The following is a 22,328-nucleotide window of genomic DNA, read 5'->3' as shown; positions in this document are numbered from 1 at the left end:
GGGCAGCGGTCAGGCCATGGCGCGGCCCGCCGCGGCCACGAGGGTGTCGGTCGCGGTGATCGCGTTCTCCCGTCGCGCGGCCAGGGTGGCGCGGTCGGGGGCGTCGCGCAGGTCGAAGGCGGCCTCCGCGGCCTGCCGTGCGGTCTGCGCGAGGGCGGGCTCGATGACGGAGACCGAGACCAGCGGGGCGGTGACCGCCGAGCGGGTGGCGCGCGAGGCGTTACGGGCCGCCTCGAACGCGTCGGGGTCCGTGCCGTCCAGCCGCAGCACCTCGCGGTGCCACATGGCGCGCCGGTGGTCGCCGAGCGCGGCGACCAGCTCGCCGAGTGCCGCACGGAGCGCCTGCGCCTTCTCGTCGGCGCGGGCGGCCTGCCGGGCCCGCCGGTCGCCGCGGCTTTGCAGCAGCCCGGTGAGCGCCCCGCCGAGCAGGGTGCCGGCCACGGCTATGACGCTGGACCACATCAGGACTCTCCCTCGCTACGACGCCGCATCACCCGAGGATTCTCCCGGGCGGAGCCGGCTGCGCGGCCCCGGCAACGCCCGCCGGACCGCCACCAGTTGGGCGTGGCGCCCCGCAACACCCCGTGACCTGGGGGTACCGCCCGCCACCCGAGTCCCAAGAGCAGGTAAAAACCGCACACCTGAACGAGCGGTCGCCCGGTCATAGCTGATACAAAGCAACTCCGGCTTCTCGCGCGCGCGGGCGACCCGTCCGTGCCGCCGCGACACCGTCACAGCGGGGGCTTTCCGCAACCCCGGCCCGGGACCTGTCAGGTCCCGCGCCGGGTCGCGACCGGGGGGGATACCGATCGCACGGTCCCGGACGTCCGACGACGTCCGGCGCTGCCGCCTGTGGTGGGGAACCAACGTGCCCGCACGGCCGGCTGCGGCGCACAGGAGGAGTGCTCGTTCATGGGGATTGGCACGGGTCCGGACATCCGGGCACGGCAGGGGAGTTGGCGTCGGGGGGTGCTCGGCCCGGTGGTGGCCGTCGCGGCTCTGGCGGTGGTGGCCGCGGGAGCGCCCGCGGCCGTCGCGGACGGCGGAAGCGGCGGGGCGTCCGCCGCGCCGAAGCGGGTCGGCACGGCGCCGCACCTGCCGCGGGGGGCGGTGAAGATGGCGGCGCCCGCCGGGGACACCCCGATCGAGTTGGGCGTCGAGCTGGCGCCGCGGGACCCGGCCGGCCTGCGCACGTTCATCACGGACGTGTCCACGCCCGGCTCGCCGCTGTACCACCGTTACCTGAAGACCGGCCAGTTCAAGACGGCGTTCGGGCCGACCGGTGCGACCGTGGACCGGGTGCGCGCGGCCCTGAAGGCCCAGGGCCTGACCGCCGGGAAGCTGTCCGCCGACGGCATGACGCTGCCGGTGCACACCACCATGGCCGCGGCCGCCAAGTCGCTGCACACCGGCTTCACCGGCTTCCGCGCCCCTGACGGCCGCCGCGGCATCCTCAACACGGCCGCGCCCGCGCTGCCCGCCGACGCGGCGCCCGCCGTGGCCGGGATCACCGGCCTGGACACGCTCGCGCACCTCAGCCCGCACCTGTCGCCGAAGGTGCGGAAGGTGGCCGCGTCCACCGCCAATGCCCGCGCGGTCACCCCGAACGTGACCGGCCACACCCCGAGCCTGTGCTCGTCGGTGAAGTCGGGCCTGGCCTCCGGCGGCAACATCGACACCCAGCAGTACTGGAGTGCCCGTTCGCTGGCGACCGCCTACGGCATGGCCGACCAGCCGGACGTCGGCACCGGCGTGTCCGTCGGGATCTTCGAGCTGGAGAACTACGGCACGAAGGACATCGCCGCCTACCAGTCCTGCTACGGCACGAAGGTCTCCGTCAGCGCCGTCAAGGTGGACGGCGGCCCGAAGCTCGCCGCCGACACGCTCGACGCCTCCGGCTCCCAGGTGGGCGTGGAGTCGGCGCTCGACATCGAGGACCTGATCGGCCTCGTCCCGCAGGCGTCCCTGGTCGTCTACCAGGGCCCCGACGCGGCGGACGCGAGCGACCAGGACGTCCTGGACGTGTACCAGAAGATGGTCACGGACAACAAGGTCAAGGTCATATCCACCAGTTGGGGTGCCTGCACCGCCGACCAGAGCGGCGCGTTCCTCGACGCCGAGAACAGCATCTTCGCCGAGGCCGCCGCCCAGGGCCAGACCGTGACTGCCGCCTCCGGTGACGACGGTTCCGGCGACTGCTGGTACGACGCGGACGGCGACGGCGTCAACGACGACCCGAACGGCGGGCAGGTCTCCGTCGACGACCCGGCCGGGCAGCCCTACGTCCTGGGCGTCGGCGGCACCTCCATGACGGGCTCGAACGCCACGCAGAGCGCCTGGAACAGCGAGGGCGACGCCACCGGCGGCGGTGTCTCCTCGTACTTCGGCCTCGACTCCGCCACCGGCTACCAGGCCGGCCGGCAGGGCCCCGGGTACTTCGACGCCTGCGCGGCCGCCGCGGGCCGGACCTGCCGGCAGGTCCCGGACGTCGCCGCGCTGGCCGACCCCGACCAGGGCTACCTGGTCGAGTGGGGGGAAGCCTCCAAGAACCAGGAGTACGCGGGCTGGTACCTCGTCGGCGGCACCAGCGGCGCCTCGCCGACCTGGGCGGCCGTCGCCGCGCAGGCCGACCTCGACCTCGGCTGCGCCGCGGACGGGCCGATCGGTTTCGCCAACCCCGCGCTCTACCAGCTCCCGTCGAGCGCCTTCCACGACATCACCAGCGGTGACAACGTCGTCCCCGGCCAGAACGTCCAGCCGTCCGGCCTCTTCACCGCCGGGTCCGGCTACGACATGACGACCGGCCTGGGCACCCCGAAGAACGCGCGCAACGCGATCACCGCGCTGTGCAAGGCCGTTCCGGCCTCCCCGGGCGGCACCTTCACCCCGGTCAACCCGGCCCGGGTGCTCGACACCCGGGCGAAGATCGGCGTCACCACGACGACCCCGGTCAAGGCCAACGGCAAGGTCGTCCTCCAGGTCGCCGGCAGCGCCGGCGGCGCGGTCCCGTCCTCCGGCGTGACCTCCGTCGTGCTCAACGTCACCGCGACCGCGGAGACCACCGGCGGCCACCTGATCGCCTACCCCGACGGCGGCACCCAGCCCACCTCGTCCAACCTCAACTGGACGCCCGGCCGCAACATCCCCAACCTGGTGATCGTGCCCGTCGGCGCGAACGGCAAGGTCGACCTGCTCAACGCCTCGTCGGGCACGGTGCACTTCGTGGCCGACGTCTTCGGCTACTTCTCCGCCGCCGCCTCCGGCGCCACGTACTACCCCGTGGGCCCCGCCCGGGTGCTCGACACCCGGGCGAAGATCGGCGTCACCACGACCACCCCGGTCAAGGCCGACGGCACCGTGGCGCTCACCGTCGCCGGGGCCGGCGGGGTGCCCGCCACCGGGGCCACCGCCGTGGTGCTCAACGTGACCGCCACCGCCGAGCAGTCCTCCGGGCACCTCATCGCCTACCCGGGCGGCACCACCCGGCCCGACTCCTCGAACCTCAACTGGATCGCGGGCAAGTCGGTGCCGAACCTGGTGATCGTGCCGGTCGGCGCCGACGGCACGGTGGACCTGTACAACGCCAGTTCCGGCACGACCCACTTCGTGGCCGACGTCTTCGGCTACTACCAGGCCGACGCCGGCGGCGCGCTGTTCCACCCGGCCGGCCCGGTCCGGCTGCTCGACACCCGCAACGGCACCGGCGCGCCCAGCGCCGGGCAGCTCAGCTCCAGCGGGTCGCTCTCGCTGAGCCTGGCCGACGAAGGCTCCCTGGCCTCCGCCAAGGCCGTCGTGCTCAACGTGACCGTCGTCAACGGCACCAAGGGCGGCGTGCTCACCGTGTGGCCCGACGGGCAGGCCCAGCCGACCTCGTCCAACCTCAACTGGTCGGCGGGGCAGACGATCGCGAACCTCGTGACCGTCCCGGTGATCGACGGCAAGGTCGACTTCCACGCCAGCGCCGGCTCCGTCGACGTCGTCGCCGACCTGTTCGGCTACTACGCCTGACCCGCGTCTCGACCCGCGGCTGACCGCCCGCGGCTGACCGCCCGGGGCCACGCCGGCCCCGGGCACCGGCCCACCCCGCGCCTCCCGGCCCACCCGGCCGGGAGGCGCACCCCGTCCTGCGGCGGTTTCGTACGCACCGCGGCTACGGCTGCGAAGGCTGCCGCCGCCTCGGACGGCGCGCGGACGGCCCGGCGGTCCACAGCCACGGGTGAGCGCGGGTACGCCCCGCGATGTCCGTGCTGTGCCGGGCGGCCACGATCGTCATCACCGGCCACGTGAGCACCGTCACGACCATCTCCACCGGGCCCACCCCGGTGGCCAGCGCCACGACCAGCAGCTCCGCAGGGAACGTCACGGCCGCCGCCAGCGCGCCCAACAAGGCCAGGCGCCGTGCGCTCGTACCGGTCCGTCGTGAGGCGAGGGTCAGCCCGCCACCGACGCAGATCCCCATGAGCACGCCCGCCGCCGAACTGCCGGCCACGAGTTCCCCGCAACGGGACAAGGCGCTCAGCGCGTCCTGCGTGCTGCCCCGTGCGAGGCAGGAGAGCCCGGCCCCCAACGCGAACGTGGCCCAAAGCCCCCCGGGCACGCCCGCCATCAAGAGGCCGACCCTGACGCCGCGCCCCGGCCCACCCCGTCCGCTCATGGACCCCATCTTCCACCGGCGCGGCGGCCACGCGCCCGGATACGGTCGCACCGCCTCGTCAACTCGCCCGGCACCGGCACGTGTCGACAGCGCCCGTGCTCCATACGGCTAAGGCGCGGACGACGCGGGCGGCTGCGTGCCGGCCGGCAGCCAGGCGTCGATGACCTCGACCAGCTCGTCGAGCCCGGTGAACACGTGCCCGGACATGCCGAGGGCCCGCGCGGCGCGGACGTTCTCCTCGCGGTCGTCGACGAAGAGGAAGCCGGCGGGCGGGGTGCGCAGGGCGCTGACGCAGTGGTGGAACGCGGCCGGGTCCGGCTTGGCCGCGCGGATCTTCCCGGAGAGGGCGAGATGGTCCAGGTTCCGCAGCCAGGGCTGGGCCGCGAGGAAGGCATCGGCGTGGTCCGCAGGAATGTTGGAGAGCACGGCCACCCCGGCCCGGCCGCGCAGGGACTGCGTGAAGGCGACCATGCGCCCGTCGACGCGCGACCAGCTGTCGATGTCGGTGAGCCGCAACTCCTCCACCGTACGGGGATCGGCCGGACGGGACAGCCGCCGGAGCACCGCAGCCCAGTACTCCGGCGCGGTCTGCCGTCCGGCGTCGTACGGCGGGCGCAGGTCCCAGTACGCCTCGGCGAAGGCGTCGGCGGGCGCGTCGCAGGAGGCGGCCATCCGCGTAAGGGCACCGGGGCGCTGATGCAGGGCGATGACCCCGTAGAGGTCGAACAGCACGATCCGCCGGTCGGCGGGCATGGCACTCCTTCCGGTCGCGGCGACGAACGTGTCCAAGGGCGCTGCCCAGGCCCGCGCTCGGCCTCGGGTCCGGGCAGGCGCTCGGCTCCGGGGCGCGGAAGCGGTGTCCCATCCGCACAACGAACATCGATCATGAGCGTACAGGAATCAATCAAACAGGTTTGATGTTCCTTTCGTTCGAAGATACGGTGTGTGATCTCTTGTGCCTGATCCCCCGGGGGGACCGTCTTGTCACCTGTACTGGCCGCGGCCGATGTCGTGCCCGCCCCTTCCGCGGTGCGCTCGGTGTGGGACTCGCCGCTGTACCGCGGGGCGACCGTCGCGCTGTTCCTGTCCGGGCTCGGAACCTCGGCCGCGGCCCCGCAGATCACCCTGTTCCTCGTCGACGACCTGCATGTCTCGCTGACCACGGCGGGGCTCTACTACCTGACGAGCGTCACCGCCCCGGTCGCCGGCTATCTCGTCGGCGCCCGCTCGGACCGCACCGGAAGGCGGCTCGGGCTGTTCCGGCTGTGCGCCGTCCTCGGGGCTCTCGGCTGGTGCGCCATGGCCTTCGCGCACCAGGTGTGGATGCCGTTCGTGATCAGCGCCGTGGTCCTGGCGTTCGCCGGCGGCGCCGGGTCGCAGTTGTTCGCCGCGGTCCACGACGACCTGCAGGCCACGGCCAGCCCGATCGGGGACGGGGTGGTCTCGGTCGTGCGCATGGCGCTGACCGCCGGGTGGATCGTGGGCCCGGTCGCGGGCTCGCTGCTGGCCATGACGTCCGGCCCGCGCGTGATGTTGATGGCCACCGGGGTGTGCACTCTGGCGCAGATCCTCCCGATGGGCTTCGCGCGCGCCCGCTCGGCCCCACACGCCGATCAGGCCGCCGGAGCGGAGGCGGACGCAGAGGTGCCCGGGTCCCAGGCGCCGGCCCGACCGCACGTCGGCATACGGACGATGCTGCCCCTGCTGGCCTTCACCGGGCTGTACGTGCTCGTCTACGCGGGCGAGCCGATCAAGTACGGCTATCTGACGATCTACATGCACGACGACCTGCACCTGCCGACGACGGTCAGTGGCGCGGTCATCGCCATCCAGCCCCTGATCGAGCTGGCCCTGATGCCGGTGGCGGTCGTCGTGGCCCGCCGGACCGGGATGATGCGCCTGATGGTCCTCGGCGCTGCCTTCGGCGTCGGCGCGAACCTGTGCTTCGCCCTCACCGCAGGCGCGGCCGGTATGTTCGCCGGCCAGATCCTCATGGGCGGGGTCTGGGGGGTGTTCGCGGGCCTCGGCATCATCGTCGCCCAGCGCCTGCTGCCCCAGGCCGTCGCGACCGCCTCGGCCGTCTTCATGAGCTCGACCGCGATCGCCAGCGCCCTCGGCGGGCTGACCGGCAGCCTCGGCGTGAGCCTGCTGGGACTGCCGCACGTGTTCCTCGCACCGGCCGTGTACGGCACGGTGGCGACCGTCGGCATCGCCGTCATGAGCCGCTCCCGGCACGCCGCGGGCTGACCGCCCGACCCCCGACCTGCGACCAACCCGAGCGCACTGTCCGCCCGTCCGCAGGCACGGCCCGCGCGCCACGGCCCGGGTGCCACAGCCCGGGTGCCACCGCCCGCGCGCCGCCTCGGGCGCGCTACACCGGTTCGGCCTGCGTGGCGGGGGCGGCGGCGGACAGCAGTTGGGACGCGTCGGCCAGGATCAGGCCCGCGGCGCCGCGGACCTCCGCGCCGTCGCCCAGGTGCCCGGTGACGATGTCGACGCTCCTGACGGCGGAGGGCAGTGCGTGGCGGTGGACGCCTGCCCGCAGCGGTTCGAGGAGGTCCTCGCCCGCGGCCGCCAGGTCCCCGCCGACCACGATGAGGCGGGGGTTGAGGAGGGTGACCAGGTTGGACAGCGCGCGGCCGACCGCGTCGCCCGCGTCGCGGACGGAGCGCAGGGCGCCCGCGTTGCGCTGCTCGATGAGGCCGGGCAGGTCCTGGGCGGCGACGTGTTGGCCCCAGCTGTCGGAGAGGAGGCGGGCGATGGCGACGGGGCTGGCGACGGTCTCCAGGCAGCCGCGGTTGCCGCAGCGGCAGATCAGGCCGTCCGCGGTGAGCGGCAGGTGCCCGATCTCCCCGGCCAGGCCCCGTGCGCCCAGCAGCAGTTTGCCGTTGCTGACGATGCCCGCGCCGATCCCGGCGGACAGCCGGACGTAGACCATGTCGCGGGTGTGCCGCCCGGCGCCGTACATCCGCTCCGCGAGTGCGCCCGCGTTCGCGTCGTTGGTGACCCGCACCGGCAGGGAGGTGCGGCGGTGCAGCTCGTCGATCAGGCGCATGCCGACCCAGCCGGGCATGATGCCCTCCGCGCCCAGGGCGCCGCTGCCCTTCTCGACCGGGGAGGCGATCCCGACCCCGATGCCGAGCACCCGGTCCCGGTCCACCCTGGTCTCCTGGAGGGCCCGGTCGACCAGCACGGCGACCAGGTCGAGGGTCTCCTCGGGAGCCCGGTCCACCTCCTTGGCCACCCAGTGCTCCCACACCACCGCGCCGAACAGGTCGCAGAGGATGGCCCGGACATGCTGGTGCCCGATGTCCGCACCGAACGCGTACCCCGCGGTCGGCACCAGGGACAGGGACTGCGCGGGGCGCCCGGTCCGGCGCGGCTCCGGGTCCTCGGGCCCCTCGTCCTCGGTCACCAGACCGACCGCGATCAGGTCGGTGATCAGCGAGGAGACCGTGGCCCTGGACAGCCCGGTGACCCGCACCAGTTCCGGACGGCTGCTGCGCACGGTGGTGTGCAGGGCCTCCAGGACCCGTAGCCTTCCTACCTCGCGCAGGTTGACTGGAGTTTCGATCGTGACCCCCAGGGGTGATTGCGTGGTCGGCGCCGAGGCGGGCCCTTCGAGCTTCCGCAGGCCGCATCGGTGGCGTGCCATTTTGTGCAAAGGTCGATAGAACTCTCGGCGAAACATCGGCCCGTCCGGCGGTTTCTTGCCAGCATTGTGGCATGGCCGAACCGCGGACGGGCCTTCTGGGCGCCATTTTGATCGTACCCGACAAAACATGCCGGTCGCGCCCTACCGGATCGGCCGGCGGGTCGGCGGGAACGTGCCGCGGCTCACCGGCCCCCGTGCGGCGGCGCCCGCGACCACCGCTCCGAGGGGCGGCGTGCGCCGGTCGACTGGTCGGCGCGCCTTTGTCCGAAGTTGATCGAAACTTCAGCGGACTCTCGCTGCCAAAGGCCTTGACGCGCCTAGGTGTTCGCAACAAACTCCCTCACGAGGCGCACGCTGGGCCGCAGTTCATCCGAGTTAGAGCCAAAGTCGTCCGCCGGCCCGGGACGTCGCCCCACGTACGCGGCACCGCGCCGGAGCGGCGCCGCACCCGTACCCGCTCCGGTGCTCCGTCCTGGTCAGGCGGAACGGAGCACCGGAGCGATCGTCCGGTGACGCGTCGCCCCCCCACCGCGACCGCCGCCAACTCACCCACCCCCCACAGCCGGTGGCGGCCGGGAAGGTCCGGGCCGGCAAGGAAGGACGTGCGACGACATGGCACACGCGAAAAGAGGCCCCCGCAGCAGGCGGTGGCTGCCGATCGGTGCGGCCGTGGCAGCCGCGGCCCTGTGGTGGTCGGTTCCCACCACCGGCTGGGGCGCCGGCGCCACGGCCGCCGCGCCGGCCGCGTCCGTCGTGGACACCGGAGGTTCGGTCCTGTCGCACCGCGACTCCGCCGACACCGGCGCCCTGGGCGTCACCTTCGGCTTCGAGGACCGGACCATCGCGGGCGGCCCGTACGTCAACCAGAGCAACCAGATCTACAACCTCCCCATGTACGACGCCACCACAGGCTCGTCCGAGGACTTCTGGCTCGACTACGTCGAGGAACTGGTCTCCTCCGGCGTCGACTTCGTCGCGGTGGACACCCGCGGGTACGTGCCCGGCAGTTCCGTGCCCAACGAGGGCGGCGACCCGCGCGCGCTGACCGGGCTGGTCGCCGCGATCAACAAGGCCGGAGACGCGGGCAAGCTCAAGATCGCCGCGTTCGACGACACCCCCGCCTCGATGACGGACAAGAAGAACCAGATCAAGCACAAGACCGGCGGCTACTCCCCGACCTTCGACATGAGCGACACGACGGGTGCGGGGGAGGGCGGTCACCAGTACCTGTGGGACAACGACCTGAAGGCGTTCTACCAGGCCGTCCCCGACAACCTGCTCTACAAGGTGAACGGGCAGCCGCTGGTCTACCTGTGGTCGGACAACGACTTCGCCTTCGCCAACCAGGGCAACGGCAACTCCGCCAACCTGCTGAAGTACGTCCGCTCGCAGGCCCAGTCGCAGTTCAACGAGAATCCCTACTTCGTCACCGACCAGTCGTGGATCACGAACGACTCGGCCGTCTCCCAGGTCGCCAACGGCCAGGACGGCTGGTTCGGCGTCCCGGACCCCAAATACACCAACATGACGCTGAACGGGGCGAGTTTCGGTGCCACCGTGCCGAGCTTCCACTTCGTCAGCGGCTCCAGCAACATGGTCATCGACCCCGACCACGGGCAGACGTTCGTCAACGGCCTTGCGAACACGGTCGGCAAGAACGATCTCATCACCCTGGTCGAGGGCTTTAGCGACTGGTCGGAGAACGCGGCCCTGTGGCGTACCAAGAGCGCCGACTACGCCACCACCCAGCGCGACTATCCCAACCAGAACATCAACATCCTGCGGCGCTACTCCAAGACGCCGTTCCCGGCCACGCTGACCGTGCAGGCCGAGAGCGCCGACAGCGTCAGCGACACCACGCCGACCAACACCCTCGGCAAGTACCGGGACGACGCGCTCGACGTCGAGACGACCGGCGACTCGGGCGGCGGCTGGGACGTGGGCGCCATCGCCACCGGTGAATGGGAGCAGTGGAACGAGCTCCCGATGCAGGGCACCGAGGACCTGAAGGTGCGGGTCGCCACGCCGCTGACCGGCGCGCAACTGCGCTTCGTGGTCGACGGCGTGGCCGGACCGACGATCAACGTGCCCACCACCGGCGGCTGGCAGACCTGGCAGACCATCGACGCCGGCACGTTCCAGTTCACCGCGGGCACCTCCCACACGGTCAGGCTCGAATACGTCAACGGCGGCCTCAACGCGAACTGGTGGCAGGCGACCGCCTCGTAGGGCAGGCGGCCGCCTCGTAGGGCGGGCGGTCGGCGAAGGGCGGGGCATGAGCCGGTCGCCATGCCCCGCTCCGGCGTGCGCGGGAACATCCGGAAAGGCGTCGCGAACGTGCGGATAATTGGCTGGATCACGCACATTTCGGTGTTGCCATGAGCATGTAGTCCAGACCATTGTGGATCGCGTCGCGACCCCAGGGGCCGTGGTGAACGGACCGGACCGCGTGCCGCGACGAGGCGGGCGCGGACACAAGCGGCGTCACGACGGCCACGGCAGCCACACGATCCGTTCCCCGTCGCGACGCCTTGCCCAGACGGGTAGGTGACGCTGATCGTGTTCCGTCCCCGATGCACAAACCGCCGACATGGACCCGGACGTCGCTCGCGCCGGGCGCTGGTCCTGCTGAGTGCGGCGGGCCTGCTGTCGCTCGGCGCCGCCGGAAACGCGCTGGGAGCGCCGTCCGGCACCTCGTCCGCCCGAACCCCGGCGGCGAGCGCCGCCTCGTCCACGTCCGCCCGGCCCGGCGGCTCGACGCCCGTCACCCTGGGCTCGGGCGACCGCGTCGATGTGGCCGCCGGGCCAGGCGGCAGCAGCTACCTGGTGCCCCGGACGCCCGGCGGAAGCACGATGCTCACGTCCTTCCAGTTCGGCACGGGTGACGCCTACGTCCTGCCGTTCACCTCGACACCCCAGGTCGGCGGCTCGCTGGACCTGTCCCGGTACGACGTGACCGCGCTGGCCCGCGGCGGCGTCACGGCCGGTGCCTCGGACAACGCCTCGGACGCTTCCACACAGGGACCGGACACCCAGGTCGCGCCGCACTATCCGATGTACCGCCTCCAGATCAACGCCACCGACCTCACCGGAGCGCTGTCCGACCCGCTCGTGATGCTGGTCAACACCGACGACATGACCAGGATGGCCACCTACGTCCAACTCCAGGGCGGCGTGGCCAGAGTCGCCGTCCCCGCCGGGAACTACAGCCTGGCCGGCGAGTTCGGTGAGTACGACGCCCAGGGCAACCTCACCACCGCCCGCCTGGTCACGGTCACCGACCTCGCCGTGGGGGCCGACGGCACCAACGTGACGCTGGACGAGAAGACCGCCTCCTCGCGGGTGTCGGCGACCACGCCCCGCCCGAGCACGCAGGACGGCGGCACCTTCAGCTGGACGCGCCGCGACGCCACCGGCGATCCCACCCACGCGGTCAAGGTGTGGTTCGGCGAGCAGAACGGCGACGTCCCCTTCTACGTCAACCCGCAACCCGCCGCGAAGGTCGGCGCGCTGCACTTCATGTGGCAGTGGGACGCGGCCGGCACGGACACCACGAACTCCCCGACCCCGTACCGCTACGACCTGACGTACGCATCGTCCGACGTGCCCGCGGACAACACCGAGGCAGCCACCGACACCCAACTCGCCACGGTCAAGCACGACTTCTCCACCGACCCGGCCGGCACCGGGACCGGGAGCCTCATGACCAACGCCGACGACGCCTGGACGTCCGGCGTGGGGTGGGAGGCGGACTACGCGATGCCGGGCACCGTCACGCAGTATCTGCGCAGCGCTCCCGGCGTCAGCTGGGAGCACAACGTGTGGTCCCCGTCGCCGGCGCAGTCCTGGCAGTCCACCCCGCACACGTTCGCCGCGCGGCACGCGTACCTCGAACCCTGGGCGCACGGGCCGCTGGCCGGCGGGATGGGCCAGTACACCGGACCGGGGTGGACCTGCCTGGGGTGCGTCGCGGACGGCACGCTCGGCCTGCGGGACCTCACCCTCGTCGACAGCGTGCCCGACCACATCGGCTACGGCTACGCCGACGGCACCTTCACCCTCTACCAGAACGGGCAACAGGTGGTCAGCCAGGCCGGCGGCAGCGCCCAGCTCACCGGTGTCCCGGCCGCGACCACGACCTACCGGGCCGTGTACGACCAGGACTTCTCCCCGGTGATCATGACCAGCCAGTCCACCCACGTCACCACCGACGTCACGTTCGTGTACCGGCCCGGTCAGGCGGACACCGCGCTGCCGGCGGGGGACAAGTGCACCGGGCAGAGCGCGACCACGCCCTGCCAGATCCTCCCGGCGCTCACCGTGAACTACCAGCTGGCCGCGGACCTGACCAACACCAGCGCGAGCGCCGTGCAGACGATGGGCGTCAACGTCGGGCACCTCGCCTACGACGGGCACGGCTCGCACGCGGCGATCGCCTCGGCCCATGTGTCGGTGTCCTTCGACGGCGGCAGCACCTGGCAGCCCGCGGCCGTCGCCGGATACGCGGGCCACTACGTCGCGGCGTGGCACAACCCAGCCTCCGCGGCGGGCACCGACCCGAGCCTCAAGATCACGGCGACGGACAACGCGGGCGGGTCCCTCACCCAGACCATCGCCCACGCGTACACCATCGCCGCGGCCACCAGCTGAGTCGACCCCTCAAGCAGCCGGCGGGCCCGGGTGACCGGGCCCGCCGCGGACCCGGAGAACCCTTCATGCGACACCTTCACGCCCGCTACGGGCGCACACTCCTCGTCTCCCTGGCGGCCCTGGCGACAGCGGTGTCACCCGTCGGCGCCGCGAGCGCCCACGCCCGTGCCGCAGGCGCCTCCGCCGACCGGCCGGCGGCTTCCGCCGCCGCCCCGGTCCGGCAGGTGTGCGGGCCGGCCGGGCCGGGACAAGCACGTTGCCTGGCGCAGATCCGGACCGACGTCCACACCGGCACCGGTGTGCGCGGACCGGCCGCGCACGCGTCGGCGGGCAGCGCGGCCGCCGCGCTGCCCCCGGGCTACGGCCCCGCGGACCTGCGCGACGCCTACCAACTGCCGTCCACCGGCGGCGCGGACCAGACCGTCGCCGTGGTCGACGCCGGCGGCGACCCGTCCGCCGAAGCCGACCTGGCCGTCTACCGCTCCACCTACGGACTGCCGCCCTGCACCGTCGCGAACGGCTGCCTGAGCATCCTCAACCAGCGCGGCCAGACCAGCCCGCTCCCCGCGGACCTGCGGTGGAGCGTGGAGATCTCCCTCGACCTGGACGCCGCCTCCGCGGCCTGCCCGGCGTGCCACGTCATGCTCGTCGAGGGCGACGACGCCGGCATCCCCAGCCTGGCCGCCGCCGTGGACACCGCTGTCACCGCCGGCGCCACCGAAGTGTCCAACAGCTACGGCGCGACCGAGCAGAACGGCATGCAGCCGTACGCCGCCTCCTACTCCCACCCGGGCGTGGCGATCCTGGCCTCCTCGGGTGACAGCGGCTACGGCATCCCGAACACCCCGGCGGTGTATCCCACCGTGATCGCCGCGGGCGGCACCACCCTGACCCGTGCCCCGGGCACCGCGCGCGGCTGGACGGAGTCGGCCTGGCAGGGCGCCGGAAGCGGCTGCTCGGCCTGGGTGGACAAACCGGCCTGGCAGCACGACGCCAACTGCCCCGGCCGGATGGTCGCCGACATCTCCTCCGTGGCCGACCCGAACCCCGGGCTGGCCGTCTACGACACCGACAACAAGACCGGCGGCTGGGTCGTGGTCGGGGGCACCAGCGCCGCGTCGCCGTTCCTCGCCGGAGCGATAGCCGTGGCAGGGAACCCCGCCGCCTTCCCCGACGCCTCCTCGTTCTACACCGTCACCACCGGTCTGAACGACGTGACCACCGGCAGCAACGTCACCTCCACCGACTGCGGCGGGGACTACCAGTGCACGGCCGGGCCCGGCTACGACGGACCCACCGGCAACGGCACCCCGCTGGGAACCGCGGCCCTCTGACTGGCCCTCTGACGCCCCGTGCGCTCCCGCGGCCCCCGGCCGAACCGGCCACCGGCCGCGGGAGAGCGCCACGGCCGGTGCCGCACGCGCCGTCGCCCCCGCACCCCAGTGGGGTCACTGGGCCAGAACGAGCAGATCGTCGTCGGTGCCGGAGAACATCCCGGTCCACTGGACGGCCACCACGCCGTCGACGGCCTGCCAGGGCGTCAGTGCGGCGAAGGTGTCACCGGTCTCGCCCGACGCGGGCCGGACCGGAGGCAGCCGCGTGGAGTGGAGCTGCCGCCCGGTCCGGGCGTCGAGGACCAGCAGGTCCGAGGCCACGGCCTTGGGTGTCCCGCTCCTCGGCAGCAGGGGCTGCTGGACGACGTACACGCGGCCGTCCTCGATCAGCGGCGGGCCGAGCCGGGTGTCCTTCGCCGGGCGGCGCGTCCAGTGCTTCGTACGGTCGGCGACGTCGTAGGCCACCAGCGTGCCGTCGGAGGACCCGGCGGTGTTGTCGGCGCACAGCATGATCCCGTCGCCGGCCGCCTCCGTGGGGTGGAGCGCGGGGACCGGCCAGGTGGTGACCCGCGGCGTGCGGCCCGAGACGTCCACCACCGCGCCGATCCCGTCCCGGCTCCACAGCGACGTCACCAGGGTGTGGTCGTCGACCGGTCGCAGCCGGTTCAGCCCGCTGTCCACCTTCCAGCGCACCGTGCCGCGGCGGGTGTCGAACGCGATCAGCGGCAGGTCGTCGCCGGCCTTGCCCGTCCCGGCGCACTCCGCCCGAGCCACCACCGCGCCGCGCATCGCGAACACCCCGCCCGAGCTGAGCCGGCAGCCCTTCGGGACGGCGCCGCGCCACACCCGCTTCCCGCTGTCCTCGGCGAACGCCGTGATCGCCTCCCTGCTCTCCACGACCACCAGCCCGCTCACCACATCGAGATCGGCGAACGTGTCGGAGGACCCGGCGGGCTTGCCGTAGGTCACCTTCGCATGCCAGCGCGGCTTCCCGGTCCTGACGTCGGTCCCGACGACCGTCCCGTCCTTCCACCAGGTGGCGACGGTGCCACCGCTGCCGGTGAGGCCGACGGTGCCCAACTCGGTGCCGGAACGGCCGTAGTGCCAGTACTCCTTGCCGGTGCGCAGGTCGTGCGCGGCGACGCCGTCGTCCGTCTCGTCGACGGACAGCCCGCCGTCGACGCCGTACGACTGCGAGGTCCGCCGCAGCACCCGGTCCGGCGCGGCCGGCGCCCCACTGCCCAGCGCCGTCGGGAACGCCCCCTGCGCGCCGCCGACATGCTCGTGATACGGGTGCCCCGCACGCAGCACCAGCCAGCCGCCCACGGCCAGCGCGGCCACCACCGCGGCCACGACCGTGCCCAGAGCTCTCCTGTCCATCCTGCCCCCCTCGTCCCGACGAATCCGGCCAGCCTACGAGACCGGCCCCGTGCCCGGGCCCCGGCGTCGCCGTCCGCGGCAGCCCGCGCGGTTCGGCTCCGCCGTGAATGCGCCGCCGGGCGACCGGCCTTGCCCAGAACGCCGCCGCACCGGCCGCTAACGCACGTGCCCGGAGCGGCGGTTGCCGCCCTGCCGGACCGTCTTCGCGTCGTCCCGGAGCACCCGCTGGTACTGGCCGGGTGTCTGCCCGACGAGCGCGGTGAACGCGTTGATGAAGGCGCTCGGGTTCGCCCATCCGCAGGCGGTCGCGGTGTGGATGACCGAGACGTCGGCGGCGAGCAGCAGAAGCGCGTGGTGCACGCGGAGCTGGGTGCGCCACTGGGGGAAGGTCATCCCGGTCTCCTGCTGGAAGAGCCGGCTGAGCGTGCGTTCGCTGGCGCCGACCCGGTGCCCGAGCTCGCCGAGCGTCAGGGGGCTCGACATCCCCTCCTCCACGAGGGCGACGACGGCGCGGAGCCGGTCGTCGTGCGGCTCGGGAAGGTGCAGCGGTTGTTCGGGCGCGGTGGCGACGTCGTCGATGATGACCCGGCGCAGCCGCGAGCGCGCCCCCGCGGAACGGTGCTCGGAGCCGGTCAGCGCCAAGGCGGCCTCACGTGCCAGCGGTGTCATGACCAGAACCGCGGGATGCGCCGGCAGCAGGGCGGCCAGGCTCGGCGCCAGGAAGACGATCCGCATGTCGGTCTGGCCGTGCGCCCGGTGCTGGTGCGCGAAGCCCGCGGGAATCCAGACCACCCGGTTCGACGGGGCGATCCACGAACCCACCGAGGTGACGAGCGAGAGCACGCCCGTCGCGGGATACACCAGGTGCCCGCGGGTGTGGGTGTGCTCGGGGGTGCGCTCGTCGTGGCCGAGCAGGAGGACGTGTTCGCGCAGGACCTGGTCGAGCGGCATCGGCGCGTGGCGGGTTTTGGGCATCTTTCGTCAGGTTATCAGTTGGTCGCCCTGGGGGCGTTCGGATGGACTGGAGCCGTAGCCCAGCGCCACCCACGTGGCGGCCGACCTCGGGCTACGCCCAGGAGCGCCCCGGCCGACCGGGGACCGAAAGGACAGCCCAGATGACCCGTCTCCTCCAAGAACCGCCGCCCCGGACCCGGCCCGGCACCAGCGCCCGCGGCAGGATCGGCGCCGTCCTGTCGGCCGTGGGCCTGCTGACGGCCGCGTTGAACCTGCGCATCGGTGTCGCCTCGGTCAGCCCGGTGCTGTCGGACATCAAGGCGGACCTCGGCCTGTCCGAGGTCGTCGTCAGTCTCCTCACCACCATCCCCGTCGTCGCCTTCGGCGCCTTCGCCTTCGTCACCCCGGCGCTGAGCCGCCGACTGGGCCTGCACCGGCTGCTCGGAGCGACGATGGTCGCGCTGGCCGCCGGGATCGCGCTGCGGCTCCAGCCCAGCCTCGCCGGGCTCTTCGCCGGCACCGTCGTCATCGGTGCGGCGATCGCGATCGCCAACGTGATCATGCCGGCCGTGATCAAGCGGGACTTCTCGCACCGCCTCGGCCTGATGATGGGCCTGTACTCGACGGCGCTGTCCGCCGGCGCCGCCCTCGCCTCGGGCGTCACGGTGCCGCTGCTCTCCCTGGTCGGCGGCGGCTGGCGCCCCACCCTGGGGCTGTGGGCGATCCCCGCCCTGCTCGCCTTCCTCGTCCTCGTCCCGCAGTTGCGGCACGCCCCCGTCCGAGATCGCCGGACCCGTGACGTCGCCGATGCCCCGTCGGCCGCAGGCGAGCCCTCCGTCCGCGTCCTGCTCCGCGATCCGGTCGCCCTCGCCGTGACCGCGCTCATGGGTTTGCAGAGCATGAGCTACTACGCGGCCCTGACCTGGGTCCCCACCCTGTTCCAGGACTCGGGCATGGACGCGCACACGGCCGGCTGGATGCTGTCGTACTCGGCCTTCCCCGCCATCGCCGTCTCGCTCGTGACGCCCGCGATCGCCCGGTGGGCACGTCCGACGTGGCTTCCGGTCGCGGTCGCCGCCGTGTTGACCGGGGCCGCCTTCGGCGGGCTCGCGGTGGCCCCGCTGCCGGCGGCGTACCTGTGGATGACCATGCTCGGGCTCGGCCAGGGGGCTTCCCTCAGCCTCGCCCTCACCTACATCGTCCGGCGCTCGCCCGACGCCCGGCACACCGGCCACGTCTCGATGATGGCCCAGGGGCTCGGCTACCTCCTGGCCGGCCTCGGCCCCGTCGGCCTCGGCGCACTGCACTCCGCGACCGGGGGGTGGGGCATCCCGCTCATGGCGCTCATCGGCCTGCTCGTCCTGCAGTTGGGGGCCGGAGTGCTCGCGAGCCGCGAACGCCACGTGCTGGAAGGCTCCGTGCCGGAACGCTCCGTGCCGGAGGCCCGGGTGCCCGGCGGCAACGCGCCGGGCGGTCGCGCGCCCGGCGGTCGCGGCTGACTGCAAGACCCGCCGAGGCGGCCCGCGTTCAGCTGCCCGGCGGCGGCTCGAAGGCGGTCGCGAGCGAACCCGGGGTCACCGGAGTGCGCTGGCCGCTGCCGGTGACGGGGAGGCGGGCGCCGTCGAGGGCGGGGTCGACGTAGCGGGCGAACCACTCGTCCAGGCGGGCCGCCAGCTCCGCGCGGGTCCGCGCGTGCTCGGGCGAGTCGGCGAGGTTGCGCTCCTCGCCGGGGTCGGCGGCGAGGTCGTACAACTCGTGCGGGCCGTGCGGGTAGCGGTGCACGTACTTCCGGTCCCTGGTGCGGATCATCCGGACGGGACCGTACTCGTCGTAGACGACCACGCGGTCATGGCCGGAGACGTGGTCGGCGTCGCCGAGCAGGCGGGCGAAGGAACGGCCCGGCAGCTGGGGGTCGGGGGTGTGGTCCAGGCCGAGGTGGTCGACGAGGGTGGGCAGGACGTCGTACTGCGACAGCAGGGCGTCGCAGACGCGCCCGCCGGGGATGCGGCCGGGCTGCGCCGCGATGAAGGGCACCAGCACCGAGCTGTCGTACATGTTCTGGGGGAAGGTGCCGTTGCCCTTCCCCCAGATGCCGTGGTGGCCGGCGTTGAAGCCGTTGTCGCTGGTGAAGACCACCAGCGTCGAACCGGTGAGGTCGAGCGCGTCGAGCCGGTCCAGGACCCGGCCGATGGCGGCGTCCATCGCGGTGGTCGCCGCGAAGTAGCCGATGAGCGCCTGCCGGGTATCGCTCTCGCCGCCGACCGGGGCGCCGTCCTCGTCGAGCGGCTGCCAGGGGTGCGGCGGGCCCTGGGGGCAGGTCTCGAAGGCGCAGTCCTCGTACAACTCGGTGCACTGGCTGGGGTGTTGACCCTTCCAGGGCTTGTGCGGCGCGGTGAAGTGCAGCGAGAGGTGGAAGGGTTCGGGGCGCTCCGCCTCGGCGACGAGGAACCGTTCGGCGTCCGCGGCGAGGGCGTCGGTGAGGTAGTCGGGCTCCTCGGTGCGGACCCCGTCGCGGTACATCGGCGCCCCGCGGTACGGGCCGCCGCCGCTCTCGTGGGCGTACCAGTGGACGAAGCCGGGGCGGGGCTTGTCGTTGGCGCCGAGGTGCCATTTGCCGCTGAGGCCGAGCCGGTAGCCGGCGTCGGCGAGCAGGTCGGTGAAGAGGGTCCGGCCGGCCAGGAAGTCGACGCCCGTGCGGCCGGCGTGATGGTAGGAGAGCCAGTCGTGGACGCCGTGCTGGGAGGGCAGTTGGCCGGTGAACAGGGAGGCGCGGGCCGGTGAGCAGACCGGCGAGGTGCAGAAGAAGCGGTCGAGGAGAACGCCGCTCGCCGCCAGGGCGTCCAGCCGCGGGGTGTGGATCTCGTGGTTGCCCGCGCAGCCCATGGCCCAGGGGCCCTGATCGTCGGAGAGGATCAGCAGCACGTTGGGGCGGTCCGGATCGTGGCTTGCCATGGGTCTCCCTGGGCGTGACGCGAGATACGTGGGTGCGGGTGCGGGTGCGGGTGCGGCCGCGGCTGAGGCCGCGAGATGGAACCGGCCCGCGGGTGCCTCACATGCTCGGTGCCGACGTCCTGACGAGTCAATCGCTCTGAGGATATGAATCACCGATGACTTTCCCGGGGGTTCACTCGGTGGGGCGACACATTGCTGCAACAATTCCGGCGATCCGCTGAGTCATCCGTAATTCATACCCTCAAAGACCGCTTGATCCGTCCGATGACTTGCGGCAATCATATGGCCACGCCTTCCCCGACCCAGGGTCACCGCCACCCGAGGAGTGCAGGTATGTCCGCTGTCCGACAGTCCACGGCCGCCGCAGAGTCCGGCCGTCCACTCTCCCGCCGTGCCGTTCTCGGCGCGGCGCTCGCCGCGGCGGCCGGACTGACCGCCGCCTGCGGGTCGAACTCGTCGTCGGGCGGGGGCGGCGCGTCCTCGTTCACCTACTGGTCGATGTGGAAGCAGAACGAACCCCAGGCCAAGGTGCTCCAGGCCGCGATCGCGCAGTTCACCAAGGACACCGGGATCAAGGTGAGCGTCCAGTGGAAGGGCCGCCAGGTCGTCCAGCAACTGGCGCCCACGCTCAACACCGGGAACGTCCCCGCCGACCTCGTCGACTCCGCCGACCGCTTCGCCTACGCCCAGCTCCAGGCCACCGGCCAGGCCCTCGACCTCACCCCGGTCCTGGACCTGCCGATCCCCGGCGAGAGCGGCCACACCGTCGGCAGCGTCGTCCCCGCCAAGTACCACGGCCTCAGCACCACCGCCGGCACCCTGTGGCAGATCCCCTACGAGATCATCACCACCCAGATCTGGTACGACGGCCACGCCCTGCCCGACGTCGCCGCCCGGCCCCCCGCCACCTGGGCGGAGTTCAGCGAACTGCTGGCCACCCGCAAGTCCGCGCGCGGCGGCGGCCCCCTCGCCCTCGACGCCGACGTCCCCGACTACGCCGCCTACTGGACGTACTACGCCGTCCTGCGCGGCCTGGGCCCCGGCGCGTTCGGCAAGGCCGCCGCCGACAAGAGCGGCGCGCTGCTGAAGGCGGACGGTTTCGTGGCCGCGCTGCGCCACGTCGAGGACCTCGTCTCCGCGGACGACTTCACCAAGGGGTACGACGGCTCCAAGTGGCCCGCCGTGCAGCAGAAGTGGGCCAAGGGCAAGTCCGACTTCCTGCTCCTGGGCACCTTCGCGCCCAGCGAGACGTCGACCTTCGCCTCCTCCGACTTCCGCTACCGCTCCTTCCCCTTCCCGGCCTTCGCCCAGGGCGGCGACACCTCCCAGGACATCTCCCTCATCGGCTTCTCCATACCGAAGAAGGCCAGGCACGCCGCCGCCGCGCAGAAGTTCATCGCGTACTTCCTCGCCAAGGAACACCTCCAGGGCATCGCCACCCAGGCCAAGAACATCACCCCGCGCGCGGACATCGACGCCCCCGCCGAACTGGCCGACGCGCAGAAGGCGCTCACCGCGGGCAACGCCGTCAAGACCCTGGACGGAGTGAAGGAGACCGCCGCCGAGTGGTACACCAAGGTGTTCCTGCCGCTGAACACCAGCTTCCTCACCGGCCACCTCACCGCGACGTCCTTCGCCTCCAAGCTGGCCTCGAACTCCGCCTCCTACTGGAAGACGGCCTCGTGACGGCCGCCGACACGCTCCGCCCCGAGCCGCCCGGCAGCGCCTCGGCGCGGCGCCGGTCCACCACCGGGCGGCGCCGGTCCACCACCGCCCGGCGGCGGCCCGCTGCCCCGGGGCCGGGGGAGACCCGGCACAGCCCGCTCACCGCCCGCCGCAAGAAGCTCTTCTGGCCGCTGCTGCTGCCCGCCGCGCTGGTCTACGTCGTCTTCTTCGCCGGCCCGTCGCTGTTCACCCTCTGGCTGAGCCTCAACAAGTGGGCCGGCGCGGGCCCGATGAGCTTCACCGGCCTGGACAACTACCGCCGGCTGTTCCAGGACCCGACGTTCCGGCACTCCTTCACCAACACCCTCTGGATCATCTTCGGTGCGGGCGGGCTGACCTTCCTGGTCTCCTTCGGGCTGACGATGGTGCTGCGCGAGATGCAGGGCCGCAAGGCCGCCCGCTCCATCCTCTTCTTCCCCAACATCGTGCCCAGCGTGGTCATCGCGATCCTGTGGGGCTTCCTCTTCCAGCAGGGCGGACTCGTCGACTCCGTCACGAAGGCCACCGGCCTGCCCTCGCCCAACTGGCTCGGCCAGGGGAACCTGTTCAAGGTCATCATGATCGGCCTGGTGTGGACCTCCACCGGCTTCTACACCACCATCCTGATGGCCGCCGTCGACCAGATCCCGCCGGAGCTGTACGAGGACTGCGACCTGGCCGGCGCCAACACCCTGCAGAAGTTCCGGCACGTCACCCTCCCGCTGATGTGGGACGTGGTCGGGATGTGCGCGGTGCTGTGGACCATCTCGGCGGTGAAGGTCTTCGAGTTCATCTACGCCTTCGCCGGTGCCGCCGGGCAGATGCCCGACACCGGTGTGTGGAACACCGCGCTGTACACCTACGGCGAGGCGTTCGCGTCCGGCGGCGTACCCCGCTACGGCTCCGCCGCCGCGAGCGCCGTGGTCATGCTCGCCCTCGTCGGGGTGCTCGTCGTCCTGATCCGCCGCTTCATGCGCCGCGACTCCGTGCAGTACTGAGCAGCGCCGGCCGGTACCGCGCGGTGCCGAGCAGCGCTGGTCCGGCT

Annotated in this window: 15 protein-coding genes; 8 read left to right on the top strand and 7 right to left on the bottom strand. The window is 72.7% G+C overall.

What is annotated here, in order from left to right:
* Nucleotides 1-9: 9 nt before the first annotated feature.
* Entirely contained in the window at nucleotides 10-462 is a 453-nt protein-coding gene (locus OG896_RS00445) for a protein kilB (protein WP_329361257.1), read from the bottom strand.
* A gap of 450 nt (nucleotides 463-912) precedes the next feature.
* Here OG896_RS00445 and OG896_RS00440 point away from each other — a divergent pair, with 450 nt between their 5' ends.
* Nucleotides 913-4,008, top strand: a complete 3,096-nt coding sequence (locus OG896_RS00440; protein ID WP_329361255.1) for a S53 family peptidase — start codon at nucleotides 913-915, stop codon at nucleotides 4,006-4,008.
* A 142-nt stretch (nucleotides 4,009-4,150) separates the two neighbouring features.
* On the opposite strand, the gene OG896_RS00435 is transcribed toward OG896_RS00440, so the two are convergent.
* Both OG896_RS00435 and OG896_RS00430 read right to left on the bottom strand, forming a co-directional pair.
* The gene (locus OG896_RS00435) at nucleotides 4,151-4,597 is read right to left on the bottom strand and encodes a hypothetical protein (protein WP_329361253.1); all 447 of its coding nucleotides are present in this window, start codon (nucleotides 4,595-4,597) and stop codon (nucleotides 4,151-4,153) included.
* A gap of 165 nt (nucleotides 4,598-4,762) precedes the next feature.
* A complete protein-coding gene (locus OG896_RS00430; protein ID WP_329361251.1) occupies nucleotides 4,763-5,407 on the bottom strand; it encodes an HAD family hydrolase in 645 nt (214 codons plus the stop codon).
* Nucleotides 5,408-5,635: 228 nt separating this feature from the next.
* Between OG896_RS00430 and OG896_RS00425 the strand changes: the two genes are divergently transcribed.
* Nucleotides 5,636-6,901 (top strand): MFS transporter, encoded by a 1,266-nt coding sequence (locus tag OG896_RS00425; protein ID WP_329361249.1) that lies wholly within the window; start codon nucleotides 5,636-5,638, stop codon nucleotides 6,899-6,901.
* Nucleotides 6,902-7,025: 124 nt separating this feature from the next.
* Here OG896_RS00425 and OG896_RS00420 read toward each other — a convergent pair whose 3' ends face one another.
* A complete protein-coding gene (locus tag OG896_RS00420; RefSeq protein ID WP_329361247.1) occupies nucleotides 7,026-8,309 on the bottom strand; it encodes an ROK family transcriptional regulator in 1,284 nt (427 codons plus the stop codon).
* Nucleotides 8,310-8,921: 612 nt separating this feature from the next.
* Here OG896_RS00420 and OG896_RS00415 point away from each other — a divergent pair.
* The 3 genes from OG896_RS00415 (at nucleotide 8,922) to OG896_RS00405 (ending at nucleotide 14,293) form a co-directional block, all read left to right on the top strand.
* The gene (locus OG896_RS00415) at nucleotides 8,922-10,538 is read left to right on the top strand and encodes a DUF5010 domain-containing protein (protein ID WP_329361245.1); all 1,617 of its coding nucleotides are present in this window, start codon (nucleotides 8,922-8,924) and stop codon (nucleotides 10,536-10,538) included.
* A gap of 330 nt (nucleotides 10,539-10,868) precedes the next feature.
* Nucleotides 10,869-12,959 carry a hypothetical protein gene (locus OG896_RS00410; protein WP_329361243.1) on the top strand — a complete coding sequence of 697 codons (2,091 nt, stop codon included), beginning with the start codon at nucleotides 10,869-10,871 and terminating at the stop codon, nucleotides 12,957-12,959.
* A 65-nt stretch (nucleotides 12,960-13,024) separates the two neighbouring features.
* Nucleotides 13,025-14,293 carry a S53 family peptidase gene (locus OG896_RS00405; RefSeq protein ID WP_329361241.1) on the top strand — a complete coding sequence of 423 codons (1,269 nt, stop codon included), beginning with the start codon at nucleotides 13,025-13,027 and terminating at the stop codon, nucleotides 14,291-14,293.
* Nucleotides 14,294-14,407: 114 nt separating this feature from the next.
* Here the strand turns inward: OG896_RS00405 and OG896_RS00400 are convergent, their stop codons facing one another.
* A complete protein-coding gene (locus tag OG896_RS00400; protein ID WP_329361239.1) occupies nucleotides 14,408-15,673 on the bottom strand; it encodes an outer membrane protein assembly factor BamB family protein in 1,266 nt (421 codons plus the stop codon).
* A 156-nt stretch (nucleotides 15,674-15,829) separates the two neighbouring features.
* Nucleotides 15,830-16,648 (bottom strand): AraC family transcriptional regulator, encoded by an 819-nt coding sequence (locus OG896_RS00395; protein ID WP_329361238.1) that lies wholly within the window; start codon nucleotides 16,646-16,648, stop codon nucleotides 15,830-15,832.
* Nucleotides 16,649-16,788: 140 nt separating this feature from the next.
* Here OG896_RS00395 and OG896_RS00390 point away from each other — a divergent pair, with 140 nt between their 5' ends.
* Entirely contained in the window at nucleotides 16,789-18,126 is a 1,338-nt protein-coding gene (locus OG896_RS00390; protein WP_329361237.1) for a CynX/NimT family MFS transporter, read from the top strand.
* A gap of 28 nt (nucleotides 18,127-18,154) precedes the next feature.
* Here OG896_RS00390 and OG896_RS00385 read toward each other — a convergent pair whose 3' ends face one another.
* Nucleotides 18,155-19,579 (bottom strand): sulfatase-like hydrolase/transferase, encoded by a 1,425-nt coding sequence (locus OG896_RS00385; protein ID WP_329361236.1) that lies wholly within the window; start codon nucleotides 19,577-19,579, stop codon nucleotides 18,155-18,157.
* Nucleotides 19,580-19,912: 333 nt separating this feature from the next.
* On the opposite strand from OG896_RS00385, the gene OG896_RS00380 reads away from it, so the two are divergent.
* Both OG896_RS00380 and OG896_RS00375 read left to right on the top strand, forming a co-directional pair.
* Nucleotides 19,913-21,265, top strand: coding sequence for an ABC transporter substrate-binding protein (locus OG896_RS00380; protein WP_329361235.1), 1,353 nt, complete (start codon nucleotides 19,913-19,915; stop codon nucleotides 21,263-21,265).
* Nucleotides 21,262-22,281: a carbohydrate ABC transporter permease gene (locus tag OG896_RS00375; protein ID WP_329361233.1), complete on the top strand. Its 1,020-nt coding sequence runs from the start codon at nucleotides 21,262-21,264 to the stop codon at nucleotides 22,279-22,281. Before OG896_RS00380 ends, OG896_RS00375 begins: the two co-directional genes overlap by 4 nt.
* Nucleotides 22,282-22,328 lie beyond the last annotated feature (47 nt).

The sequence above is a fragment of the Streptomyces sp. NBC_00669 genome (assembly GCF_036226785.1).
GTDB lineage: Bacteria > Actinomycetota > Actinomycetes > Streptomycetales > Streptomycetaceae > Actinacidiphila.
Note: the sequence above shows the minus strand (reverse complement) of the source record. Positions and strands in the feature narration are given on the sequence as shown.

Coding starts and splice junctions, on each gene's coding strand:
- OG896_RS00445 (WP_329361257.1), bottom strand. CDS start 462: ATGTGGTCCAGCGTCATAGCCGTGGCCGGCACCCTGCTCGGCGGGGCG.
- OG896_RS00440 (WP_329361255.1), top strand. CDS start 913: ATGGGGATTGGCACGGGTCCGGACATCCGGGCACGGCAGGGGAGTTGG.
- OG896_RS00430 (WP_329361251.1), bottom strand. CDS start 5,407: ATGCCCGCCGACCGGCGGATCGTGCTGTTCGACCTCTACGGGGTCATC.
- OG896_RS00420 (WP_329361247.1), bottom strand. CDS start 8,309: ATGGCACGCCACCGATGCGGCCTGCGGAAGCTCGAAGGGCCCGCCTCG.
- OG896_RS00415 (WP_329361245.1), top strand. CDS start 8,922: ATGGCACACGCGAAAAGAGGCCCCCGCAGCAGGCGGTGGCTGCCGATC.
- OG896_RS00405 (WP_329361241.1), top strand. CDS start 13,025: ATGCGACACCTTCACGCCCGCTACGGGCGCACACTCCTCGTCTCCCTG.
- OG896_RS00400 (WP_329361239.1), bottom strand. CDS start 15,673: ATGGACAGGAGAGCTCTGGGCACGGTCGTGGCCGCGGTGGTGGCCGCG.
- OG896_RS00395 (WP_329361238.1), bottom strand. CDS start 16,648: ATGCCCAAAACCCGCCACGCGCCGATGCCGCTCGACCAGGTCCTGCGC.
- OG896_RS00390 (WP_329361237.1), top strand. CDS start 16,789: ATGACCCGTCTCCTCCAAGAACCGCCGCCCCGGACCCGGCCCGGCACC.
- OG896_RS00385 (WP_329361236.1), bottom strand. CDS start 19,579: ATGGCAAGCCACGATCCGGACCGCCCCAACGTGCTGCTGATCCTCTCC.
- OG896_RS00380 (WP_329361235.1), top strand. CDS start 19,913: ATGTCCGCTGTCCGACAGTCCACGGCCGCCGCAGAGTCCGGCCGTCCA.